Origin of the sequence: Ureibacillus sp. GCM10028918 (genome assembly GCF_042666115.1) — a bacterium.
Lineage (GTDB): Bacteria > Bacillota > Bacilli > Bacillales_A > Planococcaceae > Ureibacillus.
The window spans coordinates 729,405-745,852 of sequence record NZ_JBHTFK010000005.1 but is presented as its reverse complement, the minus strand read 5'-3'; the positions used below and the strand labels follow the sequence as shown (position 1 = coordinate 745,852).

Here is a 16,448-nt window from a genome sequence, read left to right as displayed (position 1 = left end):
ACTTTTTGAAGGTTTGTTTATATTTTAGGAGTAAAATGAATACGTAACCATTATCGGGGAGTATTTTTTTATGTAAAAATGGTTACGTATTCATTTCTGAATATAACAAAGGGAGGTTTATTTCTTAAATATTTTTTCATTGAAATGTAAGGGGTTACATTAGAAAAGGGGAGAAAGATTATGTTATGGAAAAAACGCCAATACGGTGAAGAAGCACCATATATACCAGCAGGTACTTTTAAGATTCGCTTACCTTTCATTCATTATCGTTTTGAATGGCCGGATTATGTGCAGGGGTTATTAATGTGTGCTGTTGATCTAGGAGCGATTACACTATTAGGTCAACACTTAGGAATGCCATTTGAGGTTGCTTTAGCGGTAGTTGTAATAAACGGGCTATTCTATTTATTGCATCATATATTGGGAGACCCAGTTATTCCAGGTTGGATTACACCAGCAATTCCTCTGATCGTGTTATTTGTTACTCAATTTGATGAGGGTCCAGATCGGATCTATGCATTAATCGCCTTTCAGCTCTGCTTAGGTATATTATCCATTCTACTGGGTGTTACAGGGTTAGCAAGTAAGGTAGTTCATATGGTTCCAAATGCCATCAAAGCGGGAATAATATTGGGTGCAGGTATTGGAGCTGTTACTTCGGTATTTGGAGAAACTGGACAATTTGGCACATTCCCATTTACAATCACAATTTGTATTGGTTTTGCATTTTTTCTAACGTTTTCAAAACCCTTTGAAAAAATAAGAAAAAATAATAAAGGATTTTTATTTACATTATTAGGGAATCTCGGAATCCTTCCAGCTATTTTCCTGGCTGTTATTGTTGCTCCATTGTTTGGAGAGGCAAAATGGCCAGATATCCAATGGGGATTCAGTAAACCGGATTTTGCTACTTTATGGTCGGAATATACTGTTTTTGGATTAGGGATTCCAGATGCATCCTTCTTCTTACAAGCATTACCGGCTGTACTTGCAACTTATTTAGTTGTTTTCGGTGACGTGCTTAAGACAAAGGCATTGCTTTCTGAATCAGATATCGCAAGAACTGATGAAAAGGTTGATTACAATCCAAACCGTGCACATTTAATCTTTGGCGGGAGAAATGCAATAATGAGTATTCTTGGTCCAGATATTACAATGTGTGGACCAATGTGGGCAGCGATGCAGGTTGTCGTTATTGAACGCTTTAAAGAGGGTAAAAAAGCAATGAATTCCCTATTTGGAGGAATCGGTTCTTTCCGTTGGGGTACAAATACAGGTCTATTGTTATTGCCAATTGTAAGTTTAGTTCAGCCTATTCTCAGTGTTGCTTTAGCATTGACATTGCTTGTCCAAGGATATGTAAGTGTTCGAATTGGCGTTATGCAGGCTCGAAGCCAACGTGATTTAGGAATAGCCGGAATTGTTGCTGCGCTACTTGTAATCAAAGGTGCGTCATGGGCTTTTGGCGTAGGAATTATCCTATGCATTTTACTTTATGGTAAGGACTTCTTTAAAGGAGAAGTGGACAATACATTTTTAAAGGATCTTCAAAACGAGAAAGGGGAATTGAATCAAGATGGAAAAACAAATCACGAATCAGAACGAGAAACCGTTGAAGTCTAGTACTCTCGAAAAAAAATACTATGTAAATGGAGAATGGAAAACTGCAGAAAAAGCAGCAGAGCTTTATTCACCATATACGAAAGAAATTATTGCCTACATCCCGCAAGCTACTCGTAGCGAAGTTGAGGAAGTAATTGATATAGCCAACGATACAAGGGAAGAGATGGAGAAATTAACTGCTTATGAAAGAGCATCAATCCTAGAGCATATTGCACAACTTTTCCAAGAAAATCGCATGAAAGCAGCGGAAATCATTTCAATAGAAGCAGCTAAACCAATGAAATTTGCATTGGGTGAGATTGATCGCACAATCGAAACATATAAATTTGCTGCGGAAGAAGCGAAACGATTAACAGGAGAAATGATCCCGATGGATGCGGCCAAAAATGGCGCCAATCGTTTCGGTTATACAATCGAAGAGCCACTAGGAGTTATTGGAGCTATTACGCCATTTAATTTCCCGCAAAACTTAGTAGCTCATAAAGTAGGACCAGCGATAGCAGCAGGCAATACCATTGTCTTAAAACCAGCATCACAAACCCCTCTTTCAGCTTTGTTTTTGGCAGAGTTGATTGATCAAACAGCCTTGCCTAAAGGAGCATTCAATGTTGTTACAGGTAGTGGTAGAACGGTAGGGGATGCATTAGTTGAAAGTAATAAGGTGAAAATGATTACTTTTACTGGAAGTCCAGCAGTAGGTATTGGTATTCGGGAAAAAGCAGGTTTGAAAAAGGTCGCATTAGAACTTGGTTCAAACGCAGGGTTAATCATTGATCAGGGCGTAGATTTAACGCAAATTGTACCTAAATGTGTGACGGGTGCATTTTCAAATCAAGGTCAAGTTTGTATTTCACTGCAACGAACGTATGTGATGGAAGAGCTGTTCGATGATTTTATTGCCCAATTTGCTGCAGCTACAAAAGAATTAATCATAGGCAATCCATTAGATGAAAAAACAGATGTTTCAGCAATGATTCACCATGCCGAACAAGAGCGTGCCCTAAGTTGGGTAGAAGAAGCGGTTGAAAATGGGGCTGAAATAATCATAGGTGGAAAAATTGAAAATGATGTCTTTATGCCAACAATTTTAACAAATGTTGCTTCAGAATTAAAAGTTTCATGTCAAGAAGTGTTTGCTCCGATTGTCATTGTGAATCGCATTTCCTCAATCGAAGAAGGCATTGCTGCAATTAATGATTCTAACTATGGATTACAGGCGGGTATCTTTACAAATGATATTCAAACTGCATTCAAAGCCTCTAAAAAGCTCCAAGTTGGGGGAATTATGATTAATGATGTTCCTACTTACCGTGTAGATCAAATGCCATACGGTGGTGTGAAAGAAAGTGGAACAGGAAAAGAAGGATTGAAATACGCTATTCACGAAATGACAGAAACCAAATTAGTTGTTTGGAATCAATAAAAAGGAGTGACAACGATGGCTGAAAAAATTATATTTCCTCCCATTAGCTATACAGGGTGGGGTTCTCTATCTCATCTATTAGAAGAAGTTAAAAGATTTAATGCAAAAAAAATTCTTGTAATTACAGACCCCTTCTTACAAAATATCGGGATTACGAATAAAGTCACGGATCCTCTGAATGAAGCTGGCTATGAAACAGAAATATATAGTGAAGTGGTACCGGAGCCTCCATTGGCAATAGGGGAAAAGCTAGTTGCATTCACGCGTGACAGTCAATTTGATATGGTGATCGGTGTTGGTGGTGGTAGTGCACTCGACTTAGCAAAGCTTGCTGGTGTACTAGCTTCACATGAAGGAAAAGTTGAAGAGTATTTAAATTTAACAGGATCAAAAAAAATTACGAATAAAGGCATTCCAACCATTTTGATTCCTACAACATCAGGAACAGGCTCAGAGGTGACAAATATCTCCGTCCTATCCCTTGAGACAACAAAAGATGTTGTAACACATGATTATTTAGTAGCCGATGTCGCAATTGTTGACCCGGCCTTAACGATTTCTTTACCACCAAAAGTAACAGCTGCTACTGGAGTGGATGCGTTAACACATGCTGTTGAAGCATACATTTCAAAAAACGCGAGCCCAGTGTCGGATGCTCTCGCTTTACAAGCGATTAGCCTAATAAGCAATTCCATTCGCACAGCATTTTTAAACGGTGAGGACAAACAAGCTCGTACAGATATGAGCTATGGAAGCTACCTTGCTGGATTAGCATTTTTCAATGCAGGAGTTGCAGGTGTACATGCATTGGCCTATCCACTTGGTGGCCAATTCCATATTGCTCATGGTGATTCTAATGCAGTATTGCTTCCATATGTAATGGGGTATATTCGTCAAAGCTGCGAAAAACGCATGAAGGATATTTATGATGCAATGGGCTTTAGTTCGGTTAACCTTTCGCAGGAGGAAGCATCCTATCGTTGTGTAGCCGAATTGAAGAGATTGGTGGAGGATGTACAGATTCCATCAACTCTGCAAGGTTTCGATATAGGTGAAGATGCTTTAGAAAGTTTAGCAACTGATGCAATTGAGCAAAAACGAATTTTGGCACGGAGTCCAATGCCATTGCATTATGATGATATATTTGCAATTTATAAAGCTGCATTTGATGGAGAAATTGTAGAAATCATGAATCAAGAAAAGTAATTTATAACTTTATAAAATGATTGAGTAAAACTCCAAAAGCGAATGGTAGTAGCTTTTGGAGTTTGTTTTATTTTAGTACCGTTTGTACCATACTAGAAAATAATGCTAAAAGTTTGGTTAAAACATTGAATATCGGCAAAATAAACACTACATAACTAAACTTAGAATGAACTAGGAATATACGTTCGCATATTTCTCGTAATTTTATAATGGATATGCTAAAATGAATATACAAGATTTGGATGGAAGGACGAACGAAAAATGAGCACTTTTGACTTACAATCCTCATACCAACCGAGTGGGGATCAGCCGAATGCCATAAAAGAGCTAGTTAAAGGCGTTCAAGAGGGAAAACGAAAACAAACGCTACTCGGAGCAACAGGTACAGGTAAAACATTTACCATTTCCAATGTGATCAAGGAAGTAAAAAAGCCAACGCTAGTAATTGCACACAATAAAACGTTGGCAGGACAGCTTTATAGTGAATTCAAACAATTTTTCCCCAACAATGCCGTAGAATACTTTGTTAGTTACTACGACTACTTTCAGCCAGAAGCGTATGTACCGCAAACAGATACATACATCGAAAAAGACTCCAGTATTAATGACGAAATCGATAAACTAAGACACTCTGCAACATCGGCACTATTTGAAAGAGATGATGTGATTATCATCGCTTCAGTTTCCTGTATTTATGGTTTAGGGAATCCGGAAGAATATCGGGAAATGGTTGTATCAGTGCGAACAGGTATGGAATTAGAACGAAATCAATTATTGCGAAAATTAGTAGATATTCAGTATGAAAGAAATGATGTCAATTTTACCAGGGGGACATTCCGTGTAAGAGGGGATGTGGTAGAAATCTTCCCGGCATCCCGAGATGAAAAGTGTCTGCGTGTGGAATTTTTCGGAGATGAAATTGACCGAATTCGTGAGGTAGATGCCCTGACAGGCGAGATTTTAGGTGATCGGGACCATGTGGCAATCTTCCCGGCATCCCACTTCGTAACACGTGAAGAAAAAATGCTGAAAGCCATTGAAAATATTGAAGTAGAGCTGGAGCATCAATTAGAAAAATTCCGTACAGAAGATAAATTATTGGAAGCACAACGTCTAGAACAACGTACAAACTACGATTTAGAAATGATGCGTGAAATGGGATTCTGTTCTGGAATAGAAAACTATTCACGTCATTTAACATTAAGAGAAGCAGGTGCAACACCATATACACTGCTGGATTACTTCCCGAAAGATTTTTTATTGGTTGTGGATGAAAGTCACGTAACATTACCGCAAATTCGAGGGATGTTTAACGGCGACCAAGCTCGCAAAGGAGTATTAGTAGATCACGGATTCCGTTTGCCATCTGCACTCGATAACAGACCGTTGAGATTTGAAGAGTTTGAAGAACATATTAGTCAGGCGATTTTTGTATCTGCAACACCCGGCCCTTATGAACTTGAGCATACACCTGAAATGGTCGAACAAATTATACGGCCAACAGGTTTACTGGATCCAACCATTGATGTTCGACCGATAGAAGGACAAATTGATGATTTGATTGATGAAATTAACGAACGGGTAAGAAAACAAGAGCGGGTGCTGATTACAACCCTAACGAAAAAAATGTCTGAGGATTTGACGGATTACTTAAAGGAATTGGGTATTAAAGTAGAGTATCTCCATTCAGAAGTAAAAACACTTGAGCGAATAGAAATTTTAAGAGAACTGCGTAAAGGAACCTATGATGTATTAGTAGGAATAAACTTACTGCGAGAAGGATTGGATATTCCCGAAGTTTCTCTAGTCGCCATACTTGATGCAGATAAAGAAGGGTTTTTACGTTCTGAACGTTCACTTATCCAAACAATGGGACGTGCTGCCCGAAATTCCAATGGGCATGTCATTATGTATGCAGATCATATAACGGATTCTATGAGAAAAGCGATTGATGAAACAAAACGTCGTCGTACAATTCAGGAAAATTATAATAAAGAGCATGGCATTACTCCGCAGACAATTCAGAAAAAAATCCCGGAAATAATTCGAGCGACACAAGCGGCGGAAGCAGAAGAGACATACGTTACAAAGGTAACGAAGGGCAAGAAGATGACAAAGTCCGAAATCGAGAAACTTGTTGCATCGCTTGAGGTGGAAATGAAAGAAGCCGCAAAAGCACTTGATTTTGAACGTGCAGCAGAATTGAGAGATACAATATTTGAACTGAAGGTAGAGGGATAATAGATCGTGAAAAATACTGAAATAGTAGTGCAAGGTGCACGTTCAAATAATTTGAAAAATATTAATGTCACAATCCCGCGCGATAAGCTTGTTGTCGTAACAGGATTATCTGGATCGGGAAAGTCTTCACTGGCATTTGATACGATATACGCAGAAGGACAACGCCGCTATGTTGAGTCCCTTTCTGCATATGCACGACAGTTTTTAGGTCAAATGGATAAGCCAGATGTTGACTCGATTGAAGGATTATCTCCAGCCATTTCGATTGACCAAAAAACAACGAGCAAAAACCCTCGTTCTACTGTAGGGACAGTTACGGAAATTTATGATTATTTACGGCTGCTATTTGCACGGATTGGTAAGCCGATTTGTCCAAATCATGGCATAGAAATTGCCTCCCAAACCATTGAACAAATGGTAGACCGATTATTAGAATATCCAGAACGAACAAAAATGCAATTGTTGGCGCCTGTTGTATCTGGTCGTAAGGGTGCTCATGTAAAATTGCTTGAGGATTTAAAAAAGCAAGGATATGTACGCGTACGTGTAGATGGAGAAATGCAGGATTTAGATGACTCGATAGAACTAGATAAAAATAAAAAACATAATATTGAAGTTGTAATAGACCGTGTTGTGATTAAAGAAGGCATTTCTTCGCGATTATTTGAGTCTCTTGAAGCAGCTTGTAACATAGCGGATGGTAAGGTGCTAGTGGATGTCATGGAGCATGAGGAATTATTATTTAGCGAACATCATGCCTGTCCACTATGTGGATTCTCAATAGGTGAACTAGAGCCGCGTATGTTTTCTTTCAACAGTCCATTTGGTGCATGTCCTTCATGTGATGGACTTGGGTCGAAACAAGAGGTTGACTTGGATTTATTAATTCCGGATTGGGAGAGAACGTTGGAGGAACATGCAATCGCTGCATGGGAACCTACAAGCTCGCAATATTATCCCCAACTATTAAAAGCCGTATGTACACATTACGGAATTGCAATGGATGTGCCGGTATCACAATTGCCAACTAGTCAAATGGATAAAATTTTATATGGATCTGGCAGTGAAAGAATTCATTTCTATTATGAAAATGAATATGGCAGTGTTCATAACAAAGAGATTGAATTTGAAGGAGTCGTTCGCAATATTGAGCGACGTTTCCGTGATTCGACTTCAGATTATGTTCGGGAGCAAATGCAAAAATACATGACAGAACAAGCTTGTCCATCATGTAAAGGTTATCGATTAAGACCCGAGACACTGGCTGTAAAAGTAGAAGGGTTACATATTGCAGAAGCAACACGACATTCAGTTGGTGATATGTATGGATTTTTCTCCAATTTAACACTTACAGAAAAAGAGATGCAGATAGCTAAACTTATCATTCGTGAAATAACAGAGAGACTTAGCTTTTTGATTAATGTTGGATTAGATTACCTGACTCTTTCTCGCTCTGCTGGTACATTATCAGGGGGAGAGGCACAAAGGATTCGACTTGCGACACAAATCGGTTCACGTTTATCTGGAGTTCTGTATATTCTGGATGAGCCCTCCATTGGATTGCACCAACGAGATAATGACCGTCTAGTGGCAACAATGCAAGACATGCGTGATTTAGGAAACACATTAATCGTTGTGGAGCATGACGAAGATACTATGATGGCTGCGGATTATTTAATCGATGTTGGACCTGGAGCTGGTGTTCATGGCGGTGAAATTGTTGCTGCTGGTACACCGGAAGAAGTGATGAACAATCCCGCATCAATTACTGGACAATATTTAAGCGGAAAAAAATTCATCCCACTTCCAATCGAACGCCGAAAATCAGATGGGCGAAAAATTACGATTAAAGGTGCTACAGAAAACAATTTAAAAAATGTAAAAGTGGATATTCCTTTAGGACAATTTGTCGCTGTGACGGGGGTATCGGGATCAGGCAAATCCACATTAATCAACGAGATTCTATATAAAGCACTTGCTCATAAATTAAATCGTGCGCGAACGAAACCGGGTGCCCATAAAGAAATAACAGGGATCGAGCATTTGGAAAAGGTTATTGACATAGACCAATCTCCAATCGGTCGAACACCTCGTTCGAATCCAGCAACCTACACAGGTGTATTTGATGATATCCGTGACCTTTTTGCATCGACTAATGAAGCAAAAGTGCGCGGTTATAAAAAGGGCCGCTTTAGCTTTAATGTTAAAGGTGGCCGCTGTGAAGCGTGTAGCGGAGATGGGATCATCCGAATCGAGATGCACTTCCTGCCAGACGTTTATGTACCATGTGAAGTGTGTCATGGAAAACGCTATAATCGTGAAACATTAGAAGTACGATATAAAGAAAAAAATATAGCTGAACTTTTAGATATGACTATTGAAGATGCAGTGGTATTCTTTGAGAATGTTCCAAAAATCCAAAGAAAACTCCAAACAATTGTAGATGTAGGACTCGGCTATATGAAGCTTGGACAACCTGCAACCACTCTTTCAGGGGGGGAAGCACAGCGTGTGAAATTAGCTTCAGAATTACATCGACGTTCAACGGGGAAATCCATCTATATTTTAGATGAACCGACTACAGGTCTTCATGCACATGATATATCACGACTTCTGAAAGTTCTACAAAGACTGGTGGAAAATGGCGATACAGTCCTGGTGATTGAGCATAACTTAGACGTTATTAAAACAGCAGATTATTTAATTGACTTAGGTCCAGAGGGTGGAGAAAAGGGTGGTACAATTTTAGCCACAGGTACACCAGAAGATATCGCCTCAAATGAACAGTCGTATACTGGACGCTACTTAAAAACAGTTTTAGAACGCGATCGAAAACGAATGGACTCCTTACTAGCAGAAGCATCGAATAAATAAGTTATTAATTGTTTCGGTTATGAAGTGTGAGGCAATGTTCACCAAAATAAACGATATAAGAATTAATTATAAGAGAAAATTAACGATTTAACATTTAATTGTCGAAATTTAAAAGCAGAAAATGAAACTTTTTGCCCTCCCTCAGCGTATAACTAAATATACAAATAGAGGGAGGCTTTTTTTTATCATGGAAAACGAACGAAAACGCATTTTAAAATTGGTTGAAAACGGAACAATCTCAGCTGAAGAGGCAATTGTTTTACTTGAATCGTTAACAAAAGAACAAAACTCCACTCAACATTCAATCGTTCCTCTGACAAAGAGTACAGATGAAGCACAAAGTAACGGTGCGACACAACAACAGACAAATAATGAAGAAAAGAAATCTAAAACAACCGGCTTTGAAGACATCTTTGGCAAAGCATTCAATAATAAAGAAGCAAACAAAAAAATGGATGAATTTATGAATGATTTAAAACAAGATTTATCTCAATTTAGTGATCGAGTAATGGGATTGATGAACACAACCTTTACTAAAATTAAAGACTTTGATCTAGAATTTCCATTTGGTGAAAAAGTTCAGTTTGATAAAAACTATGCCTTCGAGGCTAGCGAAGTAAAGGGAATCGAGATTGACATTCCAAACGGGAAAGTGGACCTTGTTAAATCGGAAAGTGAAGCATTACTAGTGGAAACACAAGTGAAAACGTCGCTTATTGACCATGATGAGGAAAAAACGAAAGCCCAATTTGAAGAAAAGTTTGTGCACTTAACGAATGGCAAATTGACAATTTCTGTTACGACAAAGATGTCTCAAGTATCTTTACGCTTAGTCGTACCAGAACAATTATATGATATTGTGTTAATCCGTTTATTAAATGGAGGCGTGACGATTCAAAACCTAGAATCGAAGTTATTAAAAGTAAAAACTTATAATGGGGCTGTAAAAGTGGATGAATCCTCCTTCCAACATGCTAATATTGAAACCGGTAATGGGGCAATTGAGCTTCGACATGTAAAAGGAGAAAATTTAGAAGCAGAAACAGTAAACGGACGTATCTATATCGATGGGGAATTACAAGAAGTCGAAGCAGAATCTGTAAACGGTGCAGTTGTTATTACAACAAACGCAAAAGATGCTCGTAAAGTAAAAGCACAAACTGTTGCGGGTGCAGTTGAACTATATGTACCTAAATCTCTATCATTAGATGGACAAGTGGCAACTAACTTCGGAAAAGCTGATGTAGGTTTACCGGATGTTGAAACGAGATCGGAAGAAGATCAATTCTTCCTTAAAACATATCACTTTGATAAAATAATCGACAATGCGAATATATTAAAACTAAACGGTGAATCACGAACAGGCACAATTATCGTTCGATACATCGCAGAATAACTAAAAAAAACGAATCGTAATACGCGGTTCGTTTTTTTATGTGGATAAATCCCATTTTATGAAAGCTTTCACTTGCTAATGAATATGAAATGAAAACGTGTAAATGGAAATGTTTTTTTGTCTATTTATGGAATTTGAAATAGATTAAAGAAATAAAATAGTGCTTTTATCATGGAAAATGCTGAAATTTGTTCAATACTTTCCATGGTACCTAGAAATATGAAATGAAAATGTAATAAAATCTGAGTAAATGAGTGCTATAATGGATGTTGAGTGAAAAAATCTATTTAATAGAAACTTGAAACTTAGGTGGTTTTATCAAATGATTCAAATGAATAATGTTATAAAGAAATATCCAAATGGTGTTGTTGCAGCAAATGGAATTTCTGTTGATATAAAAAAAGGTGAATTTGTCTATGTAGTTGGCCCAAGTGGTGCTGGTAAATCTACTTTTATAAAATTAATGTATCGTGAGGAAAAACCTACTTCTGGTGATGTCGTAATTGCGGGAATGAATTTAACAAATCTAAAAAATCGACAAGTTCCGCACTTAAGACGTCAATTAGGGGTAGTCTTTCAGGATTTCAAACTACTTCCTCGATTAAATGTATATGAAAATGTCGCATTCGCTTTGGAAGTAATTGAGGAAAATCCAAAAGACATCAGAAAACGAGTGATGGAAGTATTAGACTTGGTTGGCTTGAAGCACAAGGTGCGCATGTTCCCAAATGAGCTTTCTGGTGGAGAACAACAACGCGTTTCAATTGCACGATCAATTGTAAATATGCCGAAAGTTGTTATAGCGGACGAGCCTACCGGTAACCTCGACCCCGAAACGTCTTGGGAAATTATGAATATATTCGAAGAGATAAATGCAAGAGGTACAACAATTGTTATGGCGACGCATAACCGTGAAATTGTTAATACCATTAGAAGACGAGTGATTGCCATTGAAGGCGGCTTAATTGTGCGTGATGTATACGGAGGTGACTACGGCTATGAAGGGTAGAACAATCCGACGACATTTTCGTGAAAGTATAAAGTCACTTGGCCGTAACGGTTGGATGACGTTTGCATCCATCAGTGCGGTAACAGTTACCCTGCTATTAGTTGGTGTCTTTACAATCATCATGATGAACTTAAACAAAGTGGCAGATGATATCGAAAAAGATGTAGAAATTAAAGTGTTAATTGAAATCTTTGCAGATCCTGCAGAAGCAAAAGCAGCTGAAGATAAACTTATGAAAGAAATAAAAAGTTTACCTGGTGTTGCAGATGTTGTGTATTCATCTAAAGAACAAGAGCTTGATTTATTGATTGAAAGTTATGGAGAAGATCTAAGTCTATTTGAACAAAGTAATCCATTAAACAATGTTCTTTATGTAAAAGCAAAAGAACCTCAACAAACAGTGAATATAGCGAAGCAAATTGAAAAATTCGATAATATAAATGACGTTAAGTATGGGGAAGAAAAGGTTGGTAAACTATTTAACTTCTTAAATACAAGTAGAAATGTCGGTTTAGTCCTTATTGTAGGCTTACTCTTTACAGCAATCTTTTTAATTTCGAATACAATTCGAATTACAATCATTGCCCGTAAAGATGAGATTGAAATTATGAAACTAGTGGGTGCAACGAACTCTTTCGTTCGAATTCCATTTGTAATAGAAGGAATGTGGCTTGGAATTCTGGGTGCTATTATTCCAATGACAGTGGTATCAATTGTTTATGTTAATATTTATAAAATTATTCAACCAAAATTGAACGGTGAATTATTACAGTTACTTGATGTAACACCGCTACTTTATCAAGTCAATGCACTAATCCTAGGCATGGGTGTCTTAATCGGGATATGGGGAAGCTTTATGTCCGTTAGAAAATTCTTAAAGGTATAAATATGCCCGCATTGCGAAAAAAGTAGAATAAAAAAGTAGAAACTTGTGTAAGAAAGTGGAAAGGGGTCTTAATCTGTGAAAATAAGTAAAAAGCCATTCCGAATTATAATGTCAGCTGCCGTACTTGTACTTGCTATCCAAATGCCCGTTACATATGCTGCTAGTTTATCAGATTTAAAAGAAGAAAAATCTGAGGTAGAGCAACAAAAAAGTCAATTAAATAGTAATATCAAAGAAAAAACATCCGAGATTAATACAATCGAAGCTAAACAAAAGAAGCTATTAGATCAAATTACAAAATTAACAGACGAAATTACAAATACAAATAATGAAATCTCTACAGTCAAACAAGAAATCGAGGTAACAGCTGGTGAAATTGAAACATTGAAAGCTGATATCGTTGCACTGCAAGAGAAAATCGATCAACGAGATGAACTGCTTGCAGAACGTGCACGTGCACTTCAAGCAAATGGTTCTGTTGGTTTTCTTGATGTGTTGCTTGGAGCTAATAGTTTTGTAGATTTCATCGACCGTTATTCAGCGGTTAATACTTTAATGGATGCTGATCGCCAAATCATGAAAGAACAAAAGGAAGATCAGAAAAAATTAGAGGAACAAAAGGCAACTTTAGAAAATAAGAAACAAGAACTAGAATCTAAAAAAGCAGAGCTTGATAGTTTAAAAGCATCTCTAAATTCACAAAAAGAAGAGAAAGATAACTTGATAGATGAACTAGAGGCTCAGCAAAAACAAATCGCTAGTGAAAAACAAGCATTAGAAGAAAAATATGAAGAAGCAGTAGAAATCAGTGATGAAATTAATGCTCAAATTGCAGCTGAGCAAAAAAGGCTTTTGGAAATCGCTCGCCAACAAGAGGCAGCTAGGAAAGCAGCAGCAGCAGCAAATAATGTTAATAACAATGTAAGTAGTGGCGGTGGTGGTTCCGCACCAGCAGTTTCGGCAGGAAATTGGACAAAACCTGCGAATGGTCGTTATACAAGTCCTTATGGTGCTCGTATTCACCCAATTTCAGGAAGTTATAAATTCCATTACGGAATCGATATCGCAAACGGTATAGGTACTCCTATTGTAGCAGCGGCAGACGGAGTTGTTTCATATGCAGGAAGTCTTTCTACATACGGCAATGTTGTGATGGTTACACATTCAATTGATGGACAGATCTTCACGTCTCTTTATGCTCACCTAAGCTCAATTCATGTGGGTGTTGGAACTCAAGTTTCAAAAGGTCAACAAATTGCAGGCATGGGCAGCACAGGGGCTTCTACAGGATCTCACTTACACTTTGAAATTCATGTAGGTACATGGGTAAGCCAAAGTGTAGGAAGCGTAAATCCATTAAATTATATTTCACTATAATAGTTACAAAAGCAGGCTAGGACATGTTTGTCTCAATTAGCCTGCTTTTATTGTGTCTGATAACACACAAATCATTTCTTAATATTCGACATTTATGATATTCTGATGATGGTTAAGACAGAGAAAACCATTATAAAGTTTTTCTCGCTCTTTTCAAAATGTATTTTTCTATCTTGGAGGGTGGAAAATTGAAAAAAAAAGCAATTGGACTTAGTGTAGTGATGGTACTCGTTGTCATAATGCTGGGTACTTATATAAAAAATCAAATAGAAGCAAGCGAAGCTATTTCTGAACAAACGGTATCCTATGAAATGAACCTGGACCAAGAAGAAGGGCTGGAAAAAGGACAAATAGCACCAAATTTTACATTGCAAACATTAACAGGTGAGACTTTTACTCTGTCCGAATTAAAAGGCAAGAAAGTCATCCTAAACTTCTGGGCAAGCTGGTGTCCACCTTGTAAAAAAGAAATGCCCCATCTTCAAAAGTATTATGAAGAGGATGCAAAAGATGATAATGCGGTTATTGTTGGCGTTAACATTACCCATGCAGAAAGATCGGTGGACCAAATCAAAACCGTACAGCAATTTGTGGATAGTTTTGACCTAACATTTCCAATCCCGCTAATGGAGGAAGAAGGGGTCGACAAGCTTTATCAAATTATTACCATTCCTTCAACCTTTATGATTGATACTGAAGGACGCATACAGCAGCAAATCATAGGTCCGCTTGATCAGAGTGCCCTAAGAGATTATGTGAAAAATTTAGATTGAGCGAGTTGTCGCTATCTTTTTTTAAAAATAACACATTCATTTAAACAAAATACTTATTTACTTACTAGAATGTATTTCAAAATATAAAAATCGGCATTTCCAGGTGTTATCCCTTTTTGTTTTTTCATAGAGTGAACGAGAGGGGGTAAACAATGAGGAAAAGTCGATTTTTTTTATTAATTGCAGCGGTTTGTTTAATCATAGCTGGATTTATATTTTGGCAAAATTCGAAAACAACTGTGGTAAGAGGAACGAAGGTAAGTGATGTTGCTGTCATTGACCAAGCCTATTCTCTAATTACAGAAAACTCTGTATATGGTACGAACGAAGCTGCATTGATTGAAGGGGCAATAAGAGGTATGGCCGGTGCGATTAAAGACCCGTATAGTACGTACTATACTGAAAAGGAAGCGGCATTGCATAAGCAGACTTTGGCTGGACAACGCGTAGGGATAGGGATAGAAATCACGGAAAGAAACGGAAAATTCATCGTTGTTTCACCTGTCAAATCGTCTCCAGCAGAGAAAGCCGGAATTCGTCCTTATGATGAAATTGTACAAGTAGATGAAGAAAGACTTGATGGAAAAACAATTGGTGAGTTGATGCAAATGATTCAAGGGGAAGCTGGCCAAAAAGTAAATCTTGTTTTATACCGACCAAGTACAGAACGTCACATTAAAGTTAGTGTTGAACGCGCTGAAATCAATAATGATACAGTAGCTTCGAAGGTGATTTCCGTTGATGATACAAATATTGGCTATGTATCTATATCAATGTTTGGAGAAAAAACTGCAGAAGAATGGGTAGAAGCGACAACTAAATTAATAAGTGAAGATGTTAAAGGAATTATTGTAGATCTCCGTGATAATCCGGGTGGATATTTACATAGCGTAGCAGCTGTTGTAAGTAGCATTGAAAAGGATAATTCTGTTTTTGCCTATATGCAGAATGGGAAAGGGGCTATGGAGCCTTTAAAAACATCGAAACTTGAAGTAGATGATTTTTATTTGGAAAAAATGAAAAAATATCCAATCGTTATTCTGCAAAACGAAGGTAGCGCATCGGCAAGTGAAGTAATGGCAGGGGCAGTTCAAAGCTGGAAACGTGCATTGATTGTTGGATCAAAAAGCTTTGGTAAAGGAACTGTTCAAGAAACATGGGGTCTTGATAATGGTGGAGAATTAAAATTATCGACAAATAAATGGCTGACACCTGAGAGAAATTGGATTCATGGAAAAGGAATCAAAGCAGATATTGAAGCGGAACCGCATCCTTTATTTTCCCTTGAAATTATTCCTTTAACTGGGGAATATGCTGAAGGGGATTTCAAGGAAGAGATTGCTTATACTCAAAAAGTTTTAAGTGGACTTGGCTATAGTATTACTAGAACGGATGGTTTCTATGATGAAGACACGGCTGAGGCGGTTGTGCTTTATCGTGAGAAAAATGAACTGAAAGATGGACGCCATATGGATGATGAATTCTTTGCAAGTATCAGAGAGCAGGTTACATCCTATAAAGAAAATGCTGAAAATGATGCACAATTAAACATGGGGATTAGTGTGATGATGAATCGCTTAAAAGGTGATATATAGCTATCTTGAAAGATGGGCAAAAAATCCTCTATGCAATGAATGCAA

General features: G+C 37.7%; 11 protein-coding genes. All 11 read left to right on the top strand.

Annotated elements, in window-relative coordinates; genetic code table 11:
- Positions 1–180 precede the first annotated feature (180 nt).
- Complete coding sequence (locus ACFQU5_RS06770; protein WP_390286030.1) at positions 181–1,623, top strand: hypothetical protein; 1,443 nt, start codon at positions 181–183, stop codon at positions 1,621–1,623.
- Entirely contained in the window at positions 1,577–3,046 is a 1,470-nt protein-coding gene (locus ACFQU5_RS06765; RefSeq protein ID WP_390286028.1) for an aldehyde dehydrogenase family protein, read from the top strand. The genes ACFQU5_RS06770 and ACFQU5_RS06765 overlap by 47 nt, the downstream gene beginning before the upstream one ends.
- A 15-nt stretch (positions 3,047–3,061) precedes the next feature.
- Positions 3,062–4,252: an iron-containing alcohol dehydrogenase gene (locus ACFQU5_RS06760; protein WP_390286026.1), complete on the top strand. Its 1,191-nt coding sequence runs from the start codon at positions 3,062–3,064 to the stop codon at positions 4,250–4,252.
- A gap of 261 nt (positions 4,253–4,513) precedes the next feature.
- Positions 4,514–6,493, top strand: a complete 1,980-nt coding sequence (uvrB, locus tag ACFQU5_RS06755) for an excinuclease ABC subunit UvrB (protein ID WP_390286024.1) — start codon at positions 4,514–4,516, stop codon at positions 6,491–6,493.
- Between the two features lie 6 nt (positions 6,494–6,499).
- Positions 6,500–9,367 (top strand): excinuclease ABC subunit UvrA, encoded by a 2,868-nt coding sequence (uvrA, locus tag ACFQU5_RS06750; protein WP_390286022.1) that lies wholly within the window; start codon positions 6,500–6,502, stop codon positions 9,365–9,367.
- A 187-nt stretch (positions 9,368–9,554) separates the two neighbouring features.
- Complete coding sequence (locus tag ACFQU5_RS06745) at positions 9,555–10,763, top strand: DUF4097 family beta strand repeat-containing protein (RefSeq protein ID WP_390286020.1); 1,209 nt, start codon at positions 9,555–9,557, stop codon at positions 10,761–10,763.
- 322 nt (positions 10,764–11,085) lie between these two features.
- Positions 11,086–11,772, top strand: coding sequence for a cell division ATP-binding protein FtsE (ftsE, locus tag ACFQU5_RS06740; protein WP_390286018.1), 687 nt, complete (start codon positions 11,086–11,088; stop codon positions 11,770–11,772).
- Positions 11,762–12,658: a permease-like cell division protein FtsX gene (gene ftsX / locus ACFQU5_RS06735; RefSeq protein ID WP_390286016.1), complete on the top strand. Its 897-nt coding sequence runs from the start codon at positions 11,762–11,764 to the stop codon at positions 12,656–12,658. The genes ftsE and ftsX overlap by 11 nt, the downstream gene beginning before the upstream one ends.
- Positions 12,659–12,733: 75 nt before the next feature.
- Positions 12,734–14,035, top strand: coding sequence for a murein hydrolase activator EnvC family protein (locus ACFQU5_RS06730; RefSeq protein ID WP_390286014.1), 1,302 nt, complete (start codon positions 12,734–12,736; stop codon positions 14,033–14,035).
- 188 nt (positions 14,036–14,223) lie between these two features.
- Positions 14,224–14,808 carry a peroxiredoxin family protein gene (locus ACFQU5_RS06725; protein WP_390286012.1) on the top strand — a complete coding sequence of 195 codons (585 nt, stop codon included), beginning with the start codon at positions 14,224–14,226 and terminating at the stop codon, positions 14,806–14,808.
- A 152-nt stretch (positions 14,809–14,960) separates the two neighbouring features.
- Complete coding sequence (locus ACFQU5_RS06720) at positions 14,961–16,403, top strand: S41 family peptidase (RefSeq protein WP_390286010.1); 1,443 nt, start codon at positions 14,961–14,963, stop codon at positions 16,401–16,403.
- Positions 16,404–16,448 lie beyond the last annotated feature (45 nt).

What these genes read in the sequence shown, in the direction of transcription:
- ACFQU5_RS06770 (WP_390286030.1), top strand. Translation starts at nt 181, where the DNA reads ATGTTATGGAAAAAACGCCAATACGGTGAAGAAGCACCATATATACCA.
- ACFQU5_RS06765 (WP_390286028.1), top strand. Translation starts at nt 1,577, where the DNA reads ATGGAAAAACAAATCACGAATCAGAACGAGAAACCGTTGAAGTCTAGT.
- ACFQU5_RS06760 (WP_390286026.1), top strand. Translation starts at nt 3,062, where the DNA reads ATGGCTGAAAAAATTATATTTCCTCCCATTAGCTATACAGGGTGGGGT.
- uvrB (WP_390286024.1), top strand. Translation starts at nt 4,514, where the DNA reads ATGAGCACTTTTGACTTACAATCCTCATACCAACCGAGTGGGGATCAG.
- ACFQU5_RS06745 (WP_390286020.1), top strand. Translation starts at nt 9,555, where the DNA reads ATGGAAAACGAACGAAAACGCATTTTAAAATTGGTTGAAAACGGAACA.
- ftsE (WP_390286018.1), top strand. Translation starts at nt 11,086, where the DNA reads ATGATTCAAATGAATAATGTTATAAAGAAATATCCAAATGGTGTTGTT.
- ftsX (WP_390286016.1), top strand. Translation starts at nt 11,762, where the DNA reads ATGAAGGGTAGAACAATCCGACGACATTTTCGTGAAAGTATAAAGTCA.
- ACFQU5_RS06720 (WP_390286010.1), top strand. Translation starts at nt 14,961, where the DNA reads ATGAGGAAAAGTCGATTTTTTTTATTAATTGCAGCGGTTTGTTTAATC.